Raw genomic sequence first — 16,515 nt, 5'->3', positions numbered from 1 at the left:
CTGCCGCGAGGCGTCGCGGCAGTATCTGCCGCTGCTGATGTCGTTCTGCCCCGAACGCTGGCCGGAGCGGCGGAGGTTCGCCGTCGCTGAGATGATCCTCGCCACGCTGCGCGGCTTCCTGCTGGAACGGCTGATCGGGGAGGACGCGAGCGAGGTGGGGGAGGGGTTCGAGGCGCTGATCCGGATGCTCGAACGGGAGGAGGCGGCGCCGGACGCGTAGGCGTCGAGGGCGTGCGGACACGTCACGGGGTGACACGTGAGGAGGCTGACGCCCGCGAAGTGGACCGGGCGCGGACACCTCGCGAAGTGGGCAGGGTGACGAAGTGGACAGGTTGCGAACCAGGTGGTTCACTTTTATGTGCAGGGCGTGAAGGATGTTCCGGTCACCCTCGGAGGTCGGCAAGTGATGTCCGCGACACGGAAGAACGTTCACCTCGACCGGAGCGGCGCCGCGCGCGCCGACCGGTGGCACCCGGGCGCTGGGCCCGGCACGGCGGCGGTCGCGCCGGGCGCGGGGAGCCGGCCATGACCGCCCCGGCCACCGCGGGGGCCGCCACCGTGGAGCTGTCGGCGGGGACGGTCGCGTACGAGGACACCGGCGGCACCGGGCCCGTGACCGTACTGCTGCACGGCCTGCTGATGGACGGCTCGCTGTGGTCGGACACGGTGGCGGCGCTGGCGTCCGGCCACCGCTGCGTCGTGCCCACCCTGCCGCTCGGCGCGCACCGCCACGCCGCCGTGCCCGGGGCCGACTTGTCGCTGCGCGGGCAGGCGGACCTGGTGGCGGAGTTCCTCGAACGCCTCGATCTGCGGGACGTGACCCTCGTCGGCAATGACACGGGCGGCGCGATCGTCCAGCTCCTGCTGGCGCGTGGCGCGCCCCGCGTGGCACGGGCCGTGCTCGTCTCGTGCGACGCGTTCGACAACTTCCCGCCCGGACTCACCGGCCGCACCCTGTTCGCCGCCGGCAAGCTGCCGCCCGCGCTGTTCGGGCTGTTCATGCGGCAGATGGGAATCCGGGCGATGCGGCGCACACCGCTCGCGTTCGGATGGCTGACCAAGCGCGGGGACGCGGCCACCGCCCGCTGGACGGCGGCCCTTCCCCGGCGTCCCGACATCGCCCGGGACGCCGTACGCGCCCTGCGGGCCATGGCGGGGGAATCGGACGTACTCGCCGAAGCGGCGGGAAACCTCGCGGAGTTCGACCGCCCGGCGCTGGTGGTGTGGGCGGCCGGGGACCGGGTGATGCCGCCCGAGCACGGGCGGCGCCTCGCGGAACTCCTGCCGCGTGGGCGGCTGGTGGAGGTCAAGGACACCTACACGCTGATCCCCCTGGATCAGCCGGACGAACTGGCCCGGCTGATCGGCGGGTTCGCGGAGGCGTGAGCTCGCGGGCGCGTGAGTTCGCGCCGGCTCGGACCCGCCCGGCGCTGTAAGGCGAGGGCCGTGTCGAACGAGCGGCGGTCGGTCACCGACGCTGCTCACGCTCACCTCGTGGGCTCGCGGTTGCCTTACCGCCGGTGAGGGGGGAGGTAGGTGCCGGGCGTCTGGCCGGTGATGCGGCTGAACGCGGCGATGAACGCGCTGGGTTTGCGGTAGCCGACCGCGCGTCCGGCGGCGCCCACCGATGCGCCCCTGGCGAGCATCGGGATCGCGGCGCGGACGCGGACCTGGGTGCGCCATGCGGTGAAGCTGAGTCCAGTCTCGGCCTGGAACAGCCGGGACAGGGTGCGCACGCTGGCATGGGCATGATCGGCCCAGGCGGCGAGGTCGCGTGGATCGCCGGGGTTGGCGAGGAGCTGTTCGGCGACCTGGCGGGGCCGAGGGTCGGTGGGCATGGTGACGTGAATGTGCTGCGCGGCCAGCGGGGTCAGCAGGCCGAACATGAGCGCCTCGGCGGCCGGACGGGTGCGGTCGTCGGGCGCGATCCGGTGCAAGTGCGTGATGATCTCACCCAAGAGCGAGTCGACGGCGAAGCTGGTGGGCTCGCTCCAGCCGAGGGGGAAGCGGTCGGGGGCGAAGGCGATGCTCACCATCTCTCCGGCGTGCAGCACCGCCCCGGCGTGCTCGATGCCGCCGGGCACCCACAGTCCGTAGCCGGGTGGGATCAGCCAGTCGCGGCCGCCGACCGTACCGATCAGGGTCGCGGTCGAGCTCCAGGTCAGCATGGGCTCCGGGTGCGAGTGCAGCTCCAACCGCTCATGACTCTCGGCGGTGTCGCGGCCGATGCTCAGCACCGGGGACGTCGCTGTCGGGACAGCCGCGTTGGCCGATTCAGGGTACTGGTTGGCCTCCATCCGCACAGCAGCCACCCTAGCGTGGGGCCACGCCTGAGGCGAGGAGGAGCCCCTGATGACCGACGCAACGACCGAGTCCACGCCCGTGGAGCCGTTCTCTCCGGGACTGCGGCGGGCGATCGGTGTGGTGATGATCGGCGCCTCGCTGTCGTTCCTGGACACCACGATCGTCAACGTCGCCGTACACAGCCTCGCCCACGATCTGCACGCCGGCCTCGACTCGGTGCAGTGGGTGGTGACCGCCTACCTGCTCGCGCTCGCGGCCGTCATCCCGGTGACCGGGTGGGCAACTCGCCGCGTCGGTGCCGCCCGCCTGTACGTCGCCGCGCTGGCGGTCTTCACCGTCGGCTCGGTGCTGTGCGCGTGCTCGCCGAACCTGGGGACGCTGATCGCCGCCCGCGCCGTGCAGGGCATCGGCGGCGGGGCGATCATGCCGGTCGGCACGATCATCTGGACCGCACACGCGACCAAGCAGCAGATGGGGAAGGTCATCGCCTTCCTGGCGATCCCGATCATCCTCGCCCCCGCCCTCGGGCCCGTCCTGGGTGGCCTGCTCATCACAGGCATCGGCTGGCAGGCGATCTTCTGGCTCAACGTCCCCTTCGGCATCCTCGGCATCCTGCTCGTTTTCCAGCTCCTGCCGATGGAGAAAGGCGGCGACGCGGGACGGTTCGATGTGCCCGGCCTGATCCTGGCGTCGCTCGGCATCGTGGGCCTCACCTACGGCCTGGCCGAGCTCGGCACCGCCGGCGGTCCGGACACAGCATCCGTCATGGGGCTTGTGGTCGGACTGCTCGCGCTGGCCGGCTTCGTCCTGCACGCCCTCCGGACGAGACGGCCGCTGCTCGACATCCGGCTCTACCGCACCGGCGCATTCACCGCCGCCTCGGTCGCCACGTTCGCGCTCGGCGCCGCCAACTACGGTGGCATGATCCTCATGCCGCTCTATCTCCAGACCGTCCGCGGCGAGGGCGTTGTCATCGCCGGGCTGCTTGTCGCCCCGACAGCGATCGGTGCCCTGCTCTCGGCGCCGTTCACCGACAAGTGGGGTGCCGGGATCACCTCCTTGACCGGCGCAGCCATCCTCGCGGTTGCGACCATCCCGTTCCTGTTCCTGACCGCCACCACCTCCTACTGGCTGCTGTGCGCCGTGATGGTCGTGCGCGGCATCGGGTTCGGCCTCTCGATCATCCCGAGCATGACCGCCGCCTACCAAGCCATTCGGCCGGAGCAGATTCCCGACGCAACCCCGCAGCTCAACGTTCTCCAGCGCGTCGGCGGCGCGATCGGCACCACCGTGCTCACCGTCGTTCTCACCGGCCGGCTCCGCCACCAGGCCACAACGGCTCAGCAGGCGGGCGGGTTCGCCACCACCTTCTGGTGGGTGCTCGGCATCACGATCATCGCCACCATCCCGACCATCGCGCTCGCCCGGACCGAGCGCCGCGACCGTCCGCGCACATGAACAGCCTCGGCCACCGCGCCTCCAGCGATCCGATCGGATGGACGTCTTCGCCCATCCCACCGTTACCTGCACCAACCCGGCGGGCGTCGCGGTCGGGGCGGTTCGCACCGGCCCGACCGGGGCCGGATCAGTCGGTGGGCGGGATCGGGACCGTGGTGCTGATGCCGGTCGAGCCGTTGATCATCTTGGTGGCCGCGCCGGCAAGGCGCAGATAGAAGTCGGACGAGACATGGGTGCCGTCGGCGTCCAGCGTGAGGAAGTACTGGTTCGACGGGATCATGGAGGCGTCCTCGGCGGCCGGGGCGATGGCGGTGCCCTCGTCGTACTCGTCGAACATCGCGATGAAGGCCGAGTTCGTGCCGCACTTGCGCACCGCCACGGCCTGCTGCCACATGAAGTCCCCCGCCTTGCGCGGGATCTGGTTCCTGGCCTGTCCCGCGTGCCAGTTGGACCAGGCGAAGCCGGGGTAGATCACCGGCTGGTAGTCCTGCCCGTTCGCGCTGAGCTGCGCGTGGTCGTCGTCGAACAGCTGCTGGTCGACGGTCGGGTTGCCGGTGTTCCACGGCGAGACCATGTTGAGGGCCGCGTAGACGGGTGCGAAGCCCGCCTTGGCGTTGGAGTCGGTGCGCCAGCCGCGCGGCACACCGCCGATGACGTAAACCCCCTTGTCCTTGAACCAGTTGATGATCTCCAGGCAGCTCTCGACGGTGCCGGCGCGGTTGGTCACACCGAGGCCCCACAGCTCGACGACGGGCTTGCCGCCCTCGTGCGCATAGAGGGGCGAGTCGGTGAGGTGGAGCGAGCCGGTGACGGTGTTCGTCCAGTCGCTCTGGAGGGCCGAGACGAGGTTGGTGTCGCTGAGGCCGCTGATGTCGTACTCGATGTAGAACGCGCGGCCGTACTTCTGGGCCGCGTCCCGTGCCTTCCCGTGGATGTCGTCGCGCTGCTGGAGGCGGGGCTGGCCGGTGGCGGCGATGTCGCTGCCGAAGCGCTGGAGAGCGGCGCCGTCGATGCCGAACTGCTGCATCCACTTGAAGTGCTGGTCGATGACCGCCGTCGCGTAGGAGGAGAACAGCCTGGCCGGCTCGCCGTTCCCCAGTGCGGCGTATCCCGTCTGGAAGAGGGCGCTGTCGGGGTAGGCGGAGACGTCCGGGTAGAGCTCGAAGGTCTCGTTGCCCGGCGCCGGTGTGCCCGAGGCCCAGTGGGTCCATGCGTTGAGCGGGGAGCCGTCGCCCTTGGCGGCGAACCACCCCTGGTAGCCCGCGTACACCTTGCCCTTGACGCCGGGCTGGGCAGCGGCCCGCCGGAGCCGCGGGTCCCGCGCGTGCCCGGTGTCGGGGGGGGGCCGGGGCCGGCCCCCCCCCCCCGCGGGCCCCCGCCCGCAAGGTCTCACCGGCCCGGGCTCGGGCCCCCGCTCGCGGTCGCCCTCCCGCTCGCGGTCCCGGCCCCGGTGTCGTCCGTGCTCGCGGTCCGCACCACAGGGCAATTGTTGTGTTTGTCGTACTAGTCGCATGGCGCCGCATCCTGTCAGCGCGGGGCGCCGTCTCACCGCAGGCACCGCCGCCCGGCGCGCGGCATCCCCCGCCTGGCCGACACCGGCCGCCGCCCGACGACAATGGCCGGGTGACCGAAGAACCGCCCCGCCTCGCTCCCCTGCTCACCCCGGAGGGCCAGGCCCTGCTGGCCGAACTGCGGGACCACGACCCGGCGCGGGAGCTGGCCCTCGCCACCCGCCTGCGCCGCGACCACCCCGCCGGCCTGGTGTCCGCGGCGCTCGGGCAGGCACGGCTGCGGCAGCGGGCGGTGGCCAAGTTCGGCGCCGAGGACGCGCACCGGATGTACTTCACGCCGAACGGCGTCGAGCAGGCCACCCGTACCGACGTGGCCGCCCACCGCGCGGCCCGCTTCCGCGCGCTGGGCGCGTCGCGGGTAACGGACCTGTGCTGCGGGATCGGCGGGGACGCGGTGGCGCTCGCCCGGGCGGGCATCGCGGTCACCGGGGTCGACCTGGACCCCATGACCTGCGAGATCGCCGCGGCGAACCTGGCGGCCCTGGCACCGGCCGGGCCGCCCGCGACCGTGGTGTGCGCCGACGTCACGACGTACGACCCGACGGGGGCGGAAGCGCTCTTCGTCGACCCGGCGCGGCGGCGCGGCACGGGCCGGGTCTTCGACCCCGAGGCGTACTCGCCGCCGCTGTCCTGGGCGGTCGACGCGGTGCGCCGTACCGGCCTCGGCGCGATCAAGATCGCCCCCGGCATCCCGCACGAACGCGTCCCTGCGGACTTCGGCGCCGAGTGGGTCTCGTACGGCGGCGACGTGAAGGAGGCCGTGCTCTGGCACCGGCGGGACGCCCCGGACGCCCCCCGCCGGGCGACCCTCCTGCCGTCGGGCGCCACGGTCGCCTCCCGCGGCCTGGCCGATCCCCCGGTGCGCCCGCCGGGCCGTTACCTGTACGAGCCGGACGGGGCCGTCATCCGCGCCCATCTCATCGCGGAGGCGGTGGAGGATCTGCCGGGCGCGGGGCTGATCGACGAGACGATCGCGTACGTGACGGCCGACGGGCTGAGAGAGACTCCGTTCGCGACGGCGTACGAGGTCACCGACGTCCTCCCGTTCAACCTCAAGCGGCTCAAGGCGCTGCTGCGGGAGCGCGAGGTCGGAATCCTGACGGTGAAGAAACGCGGCTCCGCGGTGGAACCGGAGGAGTTCCGGCGGAAGTTGAAGCTCAGGGGAAGGAACGAGACGACGGTCTTCCTCACCCGCGTGGCCGGCGCCCCTGCCATGCTCCTCGCCCACCGGGCCCCGCGCCCGGCCGCGTGAGGCAGGGGCGAGGCAGCGCGAGGCCCGGGCACAGCGCACGCCCCCTGCGCCACGCGCGCGCGTCACGCGCGGTTGCGCCGCCGGTAGGCGCGCTGGCGGCAGGCCGGAGAGCAGTAGCGGCGCGGACGGCCACGGGCCGGGACCGGGACGGCGGTTCCGCAGACCGCGCAGGCCGGCGGCGCCGTGACCGTCCCCCGCGCGGCGTTGCGGCCGGTGGGATCACCCGGGCCTGTTCCGTTACGGAAATCGCCGGGCCCGGAGCGCACACCCGTTCCCTCACGCTTTTCGTCACGCGGTGCGTCAGGGAGCCCGCCCGCCGGGGGATCTTCCGCGCTTCTGCGCCGTACCAGCGCCTCCACGCCGTCCAGCGTGCACGCCAGGCCGAAGTCGAACGGGTCCTCCGGCTCGTCGAACGCCCCGCTCAGCCCGAGCCGGGCGATCGCCGGATACGGGACCATGCGCTCGACCAGCCTGTTCTGGCTGTGCCACCACTGGACGTGCGAGACCCCCGACGCGCGCTCCTCCCGCAGCACCTCGTGCGCCTGCCGCGCCGCCGACAGGACGAACCCGGCCAGCAATGCCACCACCTGCGCCGACTCCGAGGGCCTGAGTCCTGTGCCCTCGGCACAGGCGAGGGCGTGGTCGTAGTCCGCGAGGATGTGCGGCCCCGGGAGCCGCCGGCTCCCGTCCGTCGTCACCAGCCACGCGTGGCGCAGGTGCAGTTCCCAGTGCGCGCGCGCCCAGGCCTCAAGACCCGCCCGCCAGTCGCCGTCAGGCGCCTGCCGCTCGGGCAGCTCCCCGAACACCGAGTCCCGCATCAGCTCCACCAGTTCGGCCCGGCCCGGAACGTGCCGGTACAGCGACATCGTGGTGAATCCGAGCCGCTCGGCCAGCCGCCGCATCGACAGCGCCTCCAGGCCCTCCGCGTCCGCGAGCCCGACCGCCGCCGCGACGATCCGGGGCAGCGTCAGCCCCGGCCGCTCCTCCTCCGCGCCGAACAGCAGGTCCACCGTCCGCCGTACGTCCACCACCCTGACTCCCCGGTCCGCCCGCTCTGTTGACAGCCACCTCGGCCGTGCGTCTATGCTGCACGCCAATTGTGTACGGCGTACGCACGCCTGTCCACCCGATGCACGGCCCACCGGGCCCGTACTCCGCTGGTGTCTCTCGTGCGTGCCTCATCCCATGACGGGGGTTCCTCACTCATGTCAGTCCTGTTCCATGTCGCGCCCTGGGGCGACGACTCGGCCCCCGGCACCCCCGGCCGGCCGCTCGCCACGCCGCACGGCGCCCAGCGCGCCGTCCGCGCGGCCCTCGCCCGTACGCCCCGCGACGACAGCGACGGCGCCGACGATATCGGGTCCTGCGGCGACGTCCTCGTCAGCTACCGCGCCGGTACGTACGTCCTGCCCGCCCCTCTCGAACTCGGCCCGGGCGACGGCGGCACCGGCGGCCGGCGCGTGACCCACCAGCCGTACGGATACGGCACCGGCGCGGCCGAGCGGGTCGTGTTCAGCGGCGGCGCGCCCGTCACCGGCTGGACGGCCGCCGGTGGCGGCAGCTGGGTCGCGGACGCCGGGCCGCTCGAACCCCGCCAGCTGTACGTCGACGGCCGCCGCGCGCCGCGCGCCCGCACGCCGCAGGGCGCGCCCGCCATCCCCGGAAACGTGACGAAAACCGAGACGGGTTACGTCACGGACTCCACGGTCCCGGGGACCTGGCGCTCCCCGGGGTCCGTCGAGTTCGTGTTCCAGGGTGTGTACCCGTGGTCCGAGGCCCGCCTGCGCCTGGAGTCCGTCCACTGTGACGGCCGTACGACCACCCTCACCATGGCGGAGCCCGGTTTCTCCCGCGCCAACGCCCTGTACGCCGCCGGACTCGACGGCGCGCGGGACCCGGACGGGGCTGCGAACGGGACGCAGGACGGGACGCAGGAGCCTGATGACGTGCCCTGGGGGCGGCTCGGCGTTCCCACCTCGGCCGAGAACAGCCCCAGCTTCCTCGCCGAGCCCGGCACCTTCGCCCTCGACACCTCCGTCCCCGGCCGCCACACCCTCCACTACCTCCCGCTCCCCGGCGAGGACCCCGCCACGGCCGCCTTCACCGTGCCCGTGCTGGAGCGGCTCGTCACCGCCGACCGGGCCCGCGACATCACCTTCAGGGGGCTGGTGTTCGCGCACGCGGCCTGGCAGCGGCCGAGCGGGCCCGGCGGTTTTCCGCACTACCACGGCAACACGTTCCAGGACGAGGGCCCGCTGCGGCGGGTCGACCTGTTCGACGGCGCCGCCCATCTGGTGATCCCGGCCGAGCCCGCGCGCGTGCCGGCCCATGTCGAACTGCGCGACTGCGAGGGCGTCGTACTGCGCGGCAACACCTTCACCCGTCTCGGCGCGGGGGCCGTCGCGGTCGAGGGCGGCGGGCACGGCATCGCGCTCACCGGGAACGTCGTCGAGGACGTGTCGGGCCCCGGCCTCTCCGTCGACGCGGCGAGCGGGGTGCGGATCGAGGACAACCTGCTGCGGCACATCGGCCGCGAGTACCACGGCTCCCCCGCCGTCTGGGTGTCTGACGCCCAGGACGTGGTGGTCGCGCACAACGAGATCCACGACGTCCCCTACTCGGGCATCGTGGTCATGGGCGGCGAGCGGGCCGCGCGCGTGCGGATCACCGAGAACCTGGTCCGCCGCTCCCTGCTGGTCCTCGCCGATGGCGGCGGCGTCTACCTCGCGGGCCGCCAGGGCGACTCGTACGCGAGCGGCACGGTGGTGCGCGGCAACGTACTGCTCGACGTCGTCACCCCGTACAACTTCGGCCTCTACACCGACTACGGCTGCTCGTGGACGACCGTCCTCGGCAACGTCGTCCGCGGCGCCCACACCCCGGCGGTGCTGCGGCCCGCGATCCCCCTGGAGAACGTCGCGTTCATCGGCAACTTCTGGGACGCGCACCCGGACGGCGACGACAGCCCGCCGCCCGGTGTCGTCTACGCCGCGAACACCGTCGTCGCACAGAGCGGTGCCGGTGCGGAGAGGGACGGGCTGCCCGCCGACATCGCCGCCGCGGCGGGGCGGCGCACCGCCCTCGCCGTCACCGCAGGTCGTCGAATTCCGTGAGTTCGTCCGCGTAGATCTTCGACAGGGGCTGCGGGCCGACGTACTGCTGGCAGTTGCACTGCCGCAGCTCGAAGTGGAGGGGCTTCTTGTCCTCGTCCCACTCCGTGGGGACCTCCACGTCCTCGTGGCACTTCCCGGCCTTGTCGTGCTTCGCCAGGTGATGGGTGCAGCCGCAGACGGCGTCCGGCGGCTTCTGGGACTCCTGGATCGCCCGCCGGCCGTCCTCGGCCAGCTTCAGGCGCTCCATCCGCCGGTCATGCCTGGTTTTCAGCGCCGTACGGCCGGTGTCCGCGATCCAGCTGAACCCGCCCACCATGAAGAAGACGAATATCCACCAAAACCAGTTCATCCGCCGCCCCTTCACCTGAATGGCGCATGCGTCTCCCCTCCAGAGTAGGACGAAAGAGGTAGGAACGGCTTCAACAAGCAGTGCCACCTGTGTCACGTACCGGGCCGTGGCCCGGCGGTGTCCGTCCCGGCCGGCGTGGGAGCCGCGGGGATTCCGCACTCGGTAGCCTGCCCACATGCCCGCCATGGAACGCCCAGAACCGCCGTCCGTCGGCGGTGAGCGCGAGATGCTCCGCTCCTTCCTCGACTTCCACCGTGCCACGCTCGCCATGAAAGTGGAGGGGCTCGGCGACGAGGAGTTGCGCCGCCGTTCGATGCCTCCGTCCACGCTGTCGCTGCTGGGGCTCGTGCGGCACATGTGCGAGGTGGAGCGCACCTGGTTCCGAATGGTGATCAACGGTGAGCGGCTGCCGCTGGTCTGGTCCGCCGACGGGGACTACCAGAGCGCGTACGACGCCACGGGCGCCACGGGCGCCGAGGCGTTCGCCGCCTGGGAGGCGGAGGTCGCGCACTCCCGCAGGATCGAACGCGAGGCCGCGTCCCTGGACGTCACCGGGGTGCACCGGAGGTCGGGCGAGGAGGTGTCGCTGCGGCTCGTGATGCTGCACATGATGCACGAGTACGCCCGTCACAACGGCCACGCGGACTTCCTGCGGGAGGCCATCGACGGCACGGTCGGCGCGTAGGCCCGGCCGCGGCACGCGGCGATCGCGGGCCGCGCCGCGGGCGCCTCCCTCAGGCCGCCGCCTCCGGGCCGCCCGGCTGTTCCGGGCCGCTCGGCGCTTCCGGGCCTCCGGCTCCTGCGGTTCGACCGGCTACTCCGGGCCGCCCGGCTCCTCCGGTTCGACCGGTTCGAAGCGCCAGCGGTGGACCGGGCGGGAGATCAGGGCGGCCGGCGGGTCCGGGAGCTCGGGAACCTCGCTGGTGTACGTCCCGGGCCACCAGGTCAGGACCAGGACCCTGTCCCCGGGGGCGCGGAACGTCTCGCGGCGCAGCGGCCGCCCCGCCAGGGTCTGCGCCCGCGTCCAGGCCAGCAGGTCCGCGCCCCGGCCCTCGGCGGCGCGCGCCTCCCACATCAGCGTGACCGCCATCAGTGCCCCTCCCCCGCCGCGTGCGCGTGGACGTGGGAGTGCGCGTGGGCGGCGGCGTGCGCCGCCGCGTGGACCGCCTCGTGCGCCGGTACGTGGGTGTCCGTCACCGGGAGGGAGCTGTCGGCCGACAGGTCCCACGCCGAGGCGGACCGGCCGCGCGCCACCATCTCCGCGCCCAGGGCCGCGACCATCGCGCCGTTGTCGGTGCACAGGCCCGGCCTCGGCACCCGCAGGATGATGCCGGCCCGCGCGCAGCGCTCCTCCGCCATGGCGCGCAGCCGCGAGTTCGCGGCCACGCCGCCGCCGATCATCAAGTGGTCCACGCCCTCGTCCTTGCAGGCCCGGACCGCCTTGCGGGTCAGCACGTCCACCACGGCCTCCTGGAAGGACGCGGCGACGTCCCGCACCGGCACGTCCTCGCCCGCACTGCGCTTCGCCTCGATCCAGCGCGCCACGGACGTCTTGAGGCCGGAGAACGAGAAGTCGTACGCGGCGTCGCGGGGGCCGGTCAGGCCGCGCGGGAAGGCGATCGCGGCCGGATCGCCCTCGCGCGCGAGCCGGTCGATCACGGGGCCGCCGGGGAAGCCGAGGTGGAGGACGCGTGCGATCTTGTCGAACGCCTCTCCCGCGGCGTCGTCGATCGTCGCGCCGAGCGGCCGTACGTCCGCCGTGATGTCGGGTGCGAGCAGCAGCGACGAGTGGCCGCCGCTGACCAGCAGCGCCATCGTCGGCTCCGGCAGCGGGCCGTGTTCCAGCTGGTCCACGCAGATGTGCGAGGCGAGGTGGTTGACGCCGTAGAGCGGCTTGCCCAGCGCGTAGGCGTACGCCTTCGCCGCCGACACCCCGACCAGCAGCGCGCCGGCGAGGCCCGGTCCGGCCGTCACGGCGATGCCGTCCAGGTCGCGCGCGGAGACCCCGGCCGTGGCGAGCGCGCGCTCGATCGTCGGGACCATCGCCTCCAGGTGGGCCCGCGACGCGACCTCCGGCACGACGCCGCCGAAGCGCGCGTGCTCGTCGACGCTGGACGCGACCGCGTCGGCCAGGAGCGTCGTACCGCGCACGATGCCGACGCCCGTCTCGTCGCAGGACGTCTCGATGCCGAGGACGAGTGGTTCGTCAGCCATCAGTGTCCGTTCCTCCTGATCACGATTCCGTTGCCCGGCATCACGACTCCGTTGCCCGGCCGGATTCCGGTGCCCGGCATCACGACTCCGTTGCCCGGCCGGATTCCGGTGCGGCCGCCGCCCCGGGGGCCGGGTCCGGCCCCGCCCCCGGGCTCGCGTCGGGCGGCGTCGGCGGTAGGCCGCCCGGCGTCTCCCTCATGTCGCGGCGCATCACCAGCGCGTCCACGTTCCCCGGCTGGTAGTAGCCCTTGCGGAAGCCGATGGGTTCGAACCCGAAGCGCTGGTACAGCTTCTGCGCCCGCGTGTTGTCCACCCGGACTTCGAGCAGCACCTCGCTGGACTCGAACGAGGTCGCGTGCCGCAGCAGTTCCGCGAGGAGCCGGGCGCCGAGCCCGCCGCCCCAGCGGTCGCGCGTCACGCCGATGGTCTGCACGTCGGCGACGCCGCCGACGGCCGCGAGGCCCCCGTACCCCACGATCCTGCCGCCCTCGTCGGCGACGACGTAGCGGCGGGTGGCGTGCGGGCCCCGGGCGTGCGCGAGCTCCGACCAGAACATGCCGGGCGACCAGGCGTCCTCGGGGAAGAGCTCGTCCTCGAGTTCCAGTACGGCGTCGATGTCCCACCAGCGCATCTCGCGGAGCTCGACGGGCGCGGCCTCACTCACTTCGGGGTGACCACCTTGTAGTTCTTCGGCACCTGGGCGTCGGGGCGGCGCAGATACAGCGGGAGCGGCGGCAGGAAGCCCGCTCCGGGAGAGTCGAGTCCGCCGGGGCCGCTCGGCGCGCTCGGGCCGCCCGAGGCGGCGGGGGCGCCGCCGTCCGGCAGGGGCCGGGCCGCCAGCAGTTCGGCCGCCAGCGAGGCGAGCGCCGCCGCCGACTGGTGCCCGGGGCCGCGCGCGTCCGGGAAGACGTCCGGGTACAGCGTCGCGCCCGCGCCGACCGCCGGCAGCCCGGCCACCGTGTCCGCGAGGTCCGCGGGCCGGTCGACGGCCGGCTCCGTGACCCTGGTCCTGGCGTCCGCGTACCGCGCCCAGTAGACCTCCTTGCGGCGCGCGTCCGTCGCGACGACGAACGGGCCGTCGAGACCGGAGGCGTACGCGAGGCCGTCGAGCGTGCACAGCCCGCGCACCGGCACCCCGAGCGCGGAGCCGAAGGCCAGGGCCGTCGCGATGCCGACCCGCAGCCCCGTGTACGGCCCCGGGCCGACGCCGACCACCAGGTCCGTGACGGCGTCGAGGCGGGCGCCGGCCGCGGCGAGCACCCGGTCCACGGCAGGCAGCAGCAGTTCGCCGTGGCGGCGCGCGTCGACGTCGCTCTCGGCCGCGAGGACGGAGTCCCCGTCGTGCAGGGCGACGGTGATGGCGGGGGTGGCGGTGTCGACGGCAAGCAGAAGCACGCAAACAGCCTACGGCCCCGGCGGCTGGGGTCGCGGCGGACCTGGTCGCCCGTACCCTGCTGCTACCGTCGGCCGCGACACGAGACGTCAAGGCGCGGGTACCGTACAGACGCACGAGAGGTGGCTGAGGACAGGTGTCAAGGAGCAGCTCGGGAATCGTCGCCGGGCTCACGGCCGTGGCGCTGGGCGCGGTCGGGTTCCTCGCCTACCAGGCGTCGGCGAACGTGCCCGACACCCTCGGCAGGCCCGCCACCCCCAGCGCGTCCCCTTCCCATGTCGCGCAGGGGCCCCAGCACCCGCGCGAGGACCCGACGGCGCTGCCCGCCGGATCGGGCCAGGGCGCGCGGGTGGTGTACGCGCTGAAGGCGCACCGCGTCTGGCTGGTCGGCGACGACGGGGCCTCGACGCGGACGTTCACGGTGCGGCCGAGCACGGTGGACCCGGCGGCCGGGAGCTACACGGTGACCGGCAGGACCGAGAGCGTCATCGGTTCCGACGGGGTGCCGATCGAGCATGTCGTGCTGTTCGCGAAGACCGACGGCGTGGTGATCGGTTTCAGTTCGGCGAAGGACGGCTCCACGGCCGCGCCCGATCCGGCGAAGAAGACCGGCGGCGTACGGGAGAAGAAGGCGGACGGCGACGCGCTGTGGAACTTCGCGACGCTCGGCTCGAAGGTCGTCGTGCTCCCCTGACGCGCTTCCGGCCGAAGGTCGTCGTGCTCCCCTGACGCGCCTCGGCTTGAAGGGCGTCGTCCTGCTCTGACGCCCCTTGGGCGGCCTCGACCCTCTTCCGGTCCTGGCGCGCCAGCTTCCGGTCCTGGCGCGCCGGTGCGGTCAGCTCGCGGGGACGGGCCTCGCGGCGCGGTGGCGGGGGCGGCGGTTCGCCCGGGCCTCGGTGTCCTGGTCCGGCCCGCGGCCCTGCTCGGGCCCGCCCGCCTGCTCCGCTTCCGCAGACGGCGCCGGGGCGGGGGGCGTGGAGACCGCGGACGCGGCGGCGCAGGACGCCAGCAGGTCGCTCATCGACACGTCGGACGGCGTGACGGCGCCGTCGGACCCCATGGGGGGCCGCGACGGGAACTCTGGCTCGCGCTGGCGTGACGTCATGACCGCCTCCTCCTGGGCTCCGGGGGTACACACGTGGTTAGGTATCCCTAACCACCTACCACGCCTCCATGGGACCATGCCCGCCGCGGCGTGCGCAACATCTTGCCGACATCCTGTCGGAACGTTCGGAGCGTTCGAACGCGGCGCGCCCTGCGCGTGCCGCCGGGCGCGCGCCCTGCGGCATGCCGGCCGCCCCCGCCCCCCCCCCCCCCCCCCGCCGCGCGCCGCGTCAGGCGAAGGACCTGCCCAGGTCGGCGAGGGACGGGCCCGCCCAGCGCTCCCCGTATCCGGTGAGAGTGACCCGCCGCCGCCCGTCGTCCTCGGGCGGCAGGGCGTCCGTGCCGTCCGTGCCGGGACCGCCGTCCGCGCCCGCGCCCGTCGTGCGCTCGATGACGATGTGCAGGCGGGCGTCCGACAGCTCCTCGACCTTGTCGTCGCCCCACTCCACGACGACCACGGACTCGGGCAGCGACACGTCGAGGTCGAGGTCCTCCATCTCGTCCAGGCCGCCGCCGAGCCGGTACGCGTCCACGTGCACGAGAGCGGGGCCGCCGCCCAGCGGGGGGTGGACCCGCGCGATCACGAACGTCGGGGACGTGACAGCGCCGCGCACACCGAGGCCCTCGCCGATGCCGCGCGTCAGGGTCGTCTTGCCCGCGCCCAGTTCGCCCGTGAGCATCACCAGGTCGCCGGGGCGCAGCAGGGCGGCGAGGTCCCGGCCGAGGTCCCGCATGCGGTCGGGGGCGTCGAGGCCGATCTCCGTACCGGGCTCGGCCGTCCGGTCGGTCGCGTGGCTGTCGTGCGGTGCTTCCATGCCCCCCAACGTTACGGGCAGAGGCCGGGCACGCCCGCACGCGCCAGGAGATCCTCCAGCGCGCCCGTGACCGCCTCGGGGCGCTCCAGCATCACGAGGTGGCCCGCCCCCTCGACCAGGACGAGTTCCGCGTCGGGCAGGGCGTCCGCGATGGCCTCGCTGTGCGAGCTGGGCGTGATGAGGTCGTCGGCGCCGGCGAGGACCAGCGCGGGTGTGCGCAGGAAGACGGCGAGCGCCTGGATCTTGTCGTGTCCCGCGAAGGACGGGTAGAACTCCGCGACGACGTCGATCGGGGTGTTCTCGATCATCCGCTCGGCGAAGCGCGCGATCGCGGGGTCGACGTCCTGGCCGCCGAACGAATAGCGCTTGACGATCCCCGCGTACAGGTCGGCGGTGGCGCGACGGCCCTTCTCCACCAGCCCGGCCTGCGACCCGAGGACCTTCAGCACGCCGGGCAGCACCTTGCGCGCCGCGCCGGCGCCGATGGCGGGCAGGCCGTACGTGATCTCGCCGAGCCGCCCGCCCGACGTGCCGACGAGGGCGACCCCGGCGACGCGTTCCCGGACCAGGTCGGGGTACTGCTCGGCGAGCGCCATCACCGTCATGCCGCCCATGGAGTGCCCGACCAGGACGAGGGGGCCCTCGGGCGCCGCCGCGTCGATGACGGCCTTGAGGTCGCGGCCCAGCTGGTCGATGGTCACCGGCTCCGGGTCCGGGCCGCTCTGGGCGGCGCCGCGCGCGGAGCGGCCGTGGCTGCGCTGGTCCCAATGGACGGTGCGGACCCGGCCGCGCAGGGCGGCCCGCTGGAAGTGCCAGGAGTCCTGGTTGAGGCAGTAGCCGTGGCTGAAGACGACGGTCACGGGCGGCGCGTCGGGCCCGCCCGGCGCGTCCGGCGCCCTGCCCGAGCCATCGGCCCGGCCCGCCTCCCGGGCAGAGATCCCG

At 73.6% G+C, this 16,515-nt stretch carries 17 protein-coding genes and 1 pseudogene; 7 read left to right on the top strand and 11 right to left on the bottom strand.

All coding sequences use genetic code 11. From position 1 onward, the window contains the following. The first annotated feature begins 91 nt into the window (after window positions 1–91). Both LCE31_RS17350 and LCE31_RS17345 read left to right on the top strand, forming a co-directional pair. A complete protein-coding gene (locus tag LCE31_RS17350; RefSeq protein ID WP_263631963.1) occupies window positions 92–220 on the top strand; it encodes a hypothetical protein in 129 nt (42 codons plus the stop codon). A gap of 305 nt (window positions 221–525) precedes the next feature. Then, window positions 526–1,386, top strand: coding sequence for an alpha/beta fold hydrolase (locus tag LCE31_RS17345; protein ID WP_225015188.1), 861 nt, complete (start codon window positions 526–528; stop codon window positions 1,384–1,386). A gap of 125 nt (window positions 1,387–1,511) precedes the next feature. Here the strand turns inward: LCE31_RS17345 and LCE31_RS17340 are convergent, their stop codons facing one another. Continuing rightward, on the bottom strand, window positions 1,512–2,297 hold the full coding sequence (locus tag LCE31_RS17340) for a helix-turn-helix transcriptional regulator (RefSeq protein ID WP_225015196.1): 786 nt from the start codon (window positions 2,295–2,297) through the stop codon (window positions 1,512–1,514). Window positions 2,298–2,352: 55 nt separating this feature from the next. Here LCE31_RS17340 and LCE31_RS17335 point away from each other — a divergent pair, with 55 nt between their 5' ends. Beyond that, a complete protein-coding gene (locus LCE31_RS17335; RefSeq protein ID WP_225015187.1) occupies window positions 2,353–3,762 on the top strand; it encodes an MDR family MFS transporter in 1,410 nt (469 codons plus the stop codon). A gap of 127 nt (window positions 3,763–3,889) precedes the next feature. On the opposite strand, the gene LCE31_RS17330 is transcribed toward LCE31_RS17335, so the two are convergent. Then, entirely contained in the window at window positions 3,890–5,032 is a 1,143-nt protein-coding gene (locus tag LCE31_RS17330; RefSeq protein WP_225015186.1) for a glycoside hydrolase family 71/99-like protein, read from the bottom strand. A 353-nt stretch (window positions 5,033–5,385) separates the two neighbouring features. Between LCE31_RS17330 and LCE31_RS17325 the strand changes: the two genes are divergently transcribed. Beyond that, a complete protein-coding gene (locus LCE31_RS17325) occupies window positions 5,386–6,585 on the top strand; it encodes a class I SAM-dependent methyltransferase (protein WP_225015185.1) in 1,200 nt (399 codons plus the stop codon). Between the two features lie 62 nt (window positions 6,586–6,647). Here the strand turns inward: LCE31_RS17325 and LCE31_RS17320 are convergent, their stop codons facing one another. Further along, window positions 6,648–7,616: a TetR/AcrR family transcriptional regulator gene (locus LCE31_RS17320; RefSeq protein WP_225015184.1), complete on the bottom strand. Its 969-nt coding sequence runs from the start codon at window positions 7,614–7,616 to the stop codon at window positions 6,648–6,650. A 174-nt stretch (window positions 7,617–7,790) separates the two neighbouring features. Between LCE31_RS17320 and LCE31_RS17315 the strand changes: the two genes are divergently transcribed. After that, window positions 7,791–9,698 (top strand): right-handed parallel beta-helix repeat-containing protein, encoded by a 1,908-nt coding sequence (locus LCE31_RS17315; protein ID WP_225015183.1) that lies wholly within the window; start codon window positions 7,791–7,793, stop codon window positions 9,696–9,698. On the opposite strand, the gene LCE31_RS17310 is transcribed toward LCE31_RS17315, so the two are convergent. Next, window positions 9,673–10,047 carry a hypothetical protein gene (locus LCE31_RS17310; RefSeq protein WP_225015182.1) on the bottom strand — a complete coding sequence of 125 codons (375 nt, stop codon included), beginning with the start codon at window positions 10,045–10,047 and terminating at the stop codon, window positions 9,673–9,675. The genes LCE31_RS17315 and LCE31_RS17310 overlap by 26 nt on opposite strands. 175 nt (window positions 10,048–10,222) lie before the next feature. Between LCE31_RS17310 and LCE31_RS17305 the strand changes: the two genes are divergently transcribed. Further along, window positions 10,223–10,732, top strand: a complete 510-nt coding sequence (locus tag LCE31_RS17305; protein ID WP_225015181.1) for a DinB family protein — start codon at window positions 10,223–10,225, stop codon at window positions 10,730–10,732. Window positions 10,733–10,861: 129 nt separating this feature from the next. Here LCE31_RS17305 and LCE31_RS17300 read toward each other — a convergent pair whose 3' ends face one another. The 4 genes from LCE31_RS17300 to tsaB form a co-directional block, all read right to left on the bottom strand. After that, window positions 10,862–11,137, bottom strand: a complete 276-nt coding sequence (locus LCE31_RS17300; RefSeq protein ID WP_225015180.1) for a hypothetical protein — start codon at window positions 11,135–11,137, stop codon at window positions 10,862–10,864. Beyond that, a complete protein-coding gene (gene tsaD / locus LCE31_RS17295; RefSeq protein ID WP_225015179.1) occupies window positions 11,137–12,261 on the bottom strand; it encodes a tRNA (adenosine(37)-N6)-threonylcarbamoyltransferase complex transferase subunit TsaD in 1,125 nt (374 codons plus the stop codon). Before tsaD ends, LCE31_RS17300 begins: the two co-directional genes overlap by 1 nt. Before the next feature lie 79 nt (window positions 12,262–12,340). Next, on the bottom strand, window positions 12,341–12,892 hold the full coding sequence (gene rimI, locus LCE31_RS17290) for a ribosomal protein S18-alanine N-acetyltransferase (protein ID WP_225015195.1): 552 nt from the start codon (window positions 12,890–12,892) through the stop codon (window positions 12,341–12,343). 29 nt (window positions 12,893–12,921) lie between these two features. Further along, window positions 12,922–13,656, bottom strand: a complete 735-nt coding sequence (gene tsaB / locus LCE31_RS17285) for a tRNA (adenosine(37)-N6)-threonylcarbamoyltransferase complex dimerization subunit type 1 TsaB (protein ID WP_225015178.1) — start codon at window positions 13,654–13,656, stop codon at window positions 12,922–12,924. 134 nt (window positions 13,657–13,790) lie between these two features. Here tsaB and LCE31_RS17280 point away from each other — a divergent pair, with 134 nt between their 5' ends. After that, window positions 13,791–14,348 (top strand): hypothetical protein, encoded by a 558-nt coding sequence (locus LCE31_RS17280; protein ID WP_225015177.1) that lies wholly within the window; start codon window positions 13,791–13,793, stop codon window positions 14,346–14,348. Between the two features lie 141 nt (window positions 14,349–14,489). On the opposite strand, the gene LCE31_RS17275 is transcribed toward LCE31_RS17280, so the two are convergent. The 3 genes and pseudogenes from LCE31_RS17275 to LCE31_RS17265 form a co-directional block, all read right to left on the bottom strand. Further along, on the bottom strand, window positions 14,490–14,759 hold the full coding sequence (locus LCE31_RS17275; RefSeq protein WP_225015176.1) for a hypothetical protein: 270 nt from the start codon (window positions 14,757–14,759) through the stop codon (window positions 14,490–14,492). Between the two features lie 229 nt (window positions 14,760–14,988). Further along, a complete protein-coding gene (gene tsaE / locus LCE31_RS17270; protein ID WP_225015175.1) occupies window positions 14,989–15,573 on the bottom strand; it encodes a tRNA (adenosine(37)-N6)-threonylcarbamoyltransferase complex ATPase subunit type 1 TsaE in 585 nt (194 codons plus the stop codon). After that, window positions 15,557–16,515, bottom strand: a pseudogene (locus LCE31_RS17265) (alpha/beta fold hydrolase); the annotation flags it as partial. The gene tsaE and the pseudogene LCE31_RS17265, both read right to left, overlap by 17 nt.

Origin of the sequence: Streptomyces sp. 8L (assembly GCF_020176795.1) — a bacterium.
Classification (GTDB): Bacteria; Actinomycetota; Actinomycetes; order Streptomycetales; family Streptomycetaceae; genus Streptomyces.
The sequence above is the reverse complement of the archived record's forward strand: the minus strand, read 5'-3'. Positions and strand labels throughout refer to the sequence as shown.

Excerpts from the sequence above, each read along its gene's own strand:
- LCE31_RS17335 (WP_225015187.1), top strand. The coding sequence starts at position 2,353 with ATGACCGACGCAACGACCGAGTCCACGCCCGTGGAGCCGTTCTCTCCG.
- LCE31_RS17300 (WP_225015180.1), bottom strand. The coding sequence starts at position 11,137 with ATGGCGGTCACGCTGATGTGGGAGGCGCGCGCCGCCGAGGGCCGGGGC.
- rimI (WP_225015195.1), bottom strand. The coding sequence starts at position 12,892 with ATGCGCTGGTGGGACATCGACGCCGTACTGGAACTCGAGGACGAGCTC.
- LCE31_RS17350 (WP_263631963.1), top strand. The coding sequence starts at position 92 with ATGATCCTCGCCACGCTGCGCGGCTTCCTGCTGGAACGGCTGATCGGG.
- tsaE (WP_225015175.1), bottom strand. The coding sequence starts at position 15,573 with ATGGAAGCACCGCACGACAGCCACGCGACCGACCGGACGGCCGAGCCC.
- LCE31_RS17305 (WP_225015181.1), top strand. The coding sequence starts at position 10,223 with ATGCCCGCCATGGAACGCCCAGAACCGCCGTCCGTCGGCGGTGAGCGC.
- LCE31_RS17345 (WP_225015188.1), top strand. The coding sequence starts at position 526 with ATGACCGCCCCGGCCACCGCGGGGGCCGCCACCGTGGAGCTGTCGGCG.
- LCE31_RS17315 (WP_225015183.1), top strand. The coding sequence starts at position 7,791 with ATGTCAGTCCTGTTCCATGTCGCGCCCTGGGGCGACGACTCGGCCCCC.
- LCE31_RS17275 (WP_225015176.1), bottom strand. The coding sequence starts at position 14,759 with ATGACGTCACGCCAGCGCGAGCCAGAGTTCCCGTCGCGGCCCCCCATG.
- tsaD (WP_225015179.1), bottom strand. The coding sequence starts at position 12,261 with ATGGCTGACGAACCACTCGTCCTCGGCATCGAGACGTCCTGCGACGAG.
- LCE31_RS17310 (WP_225015182.1), bottom strand. The coding sequence starts at position 10,047 with ATGAACTGGTTTTGGTGGATATTCGTCTTCTTCATGGTGGGCGGGTTC.
- LCE31_RS17340 (WP_225015196.1), bottom strand. The coding sequence starts at position 2,297 with ATGGAGGCCAACCAGTACCCTGAATCGGCCAACGCGGCTGTCCCGACA.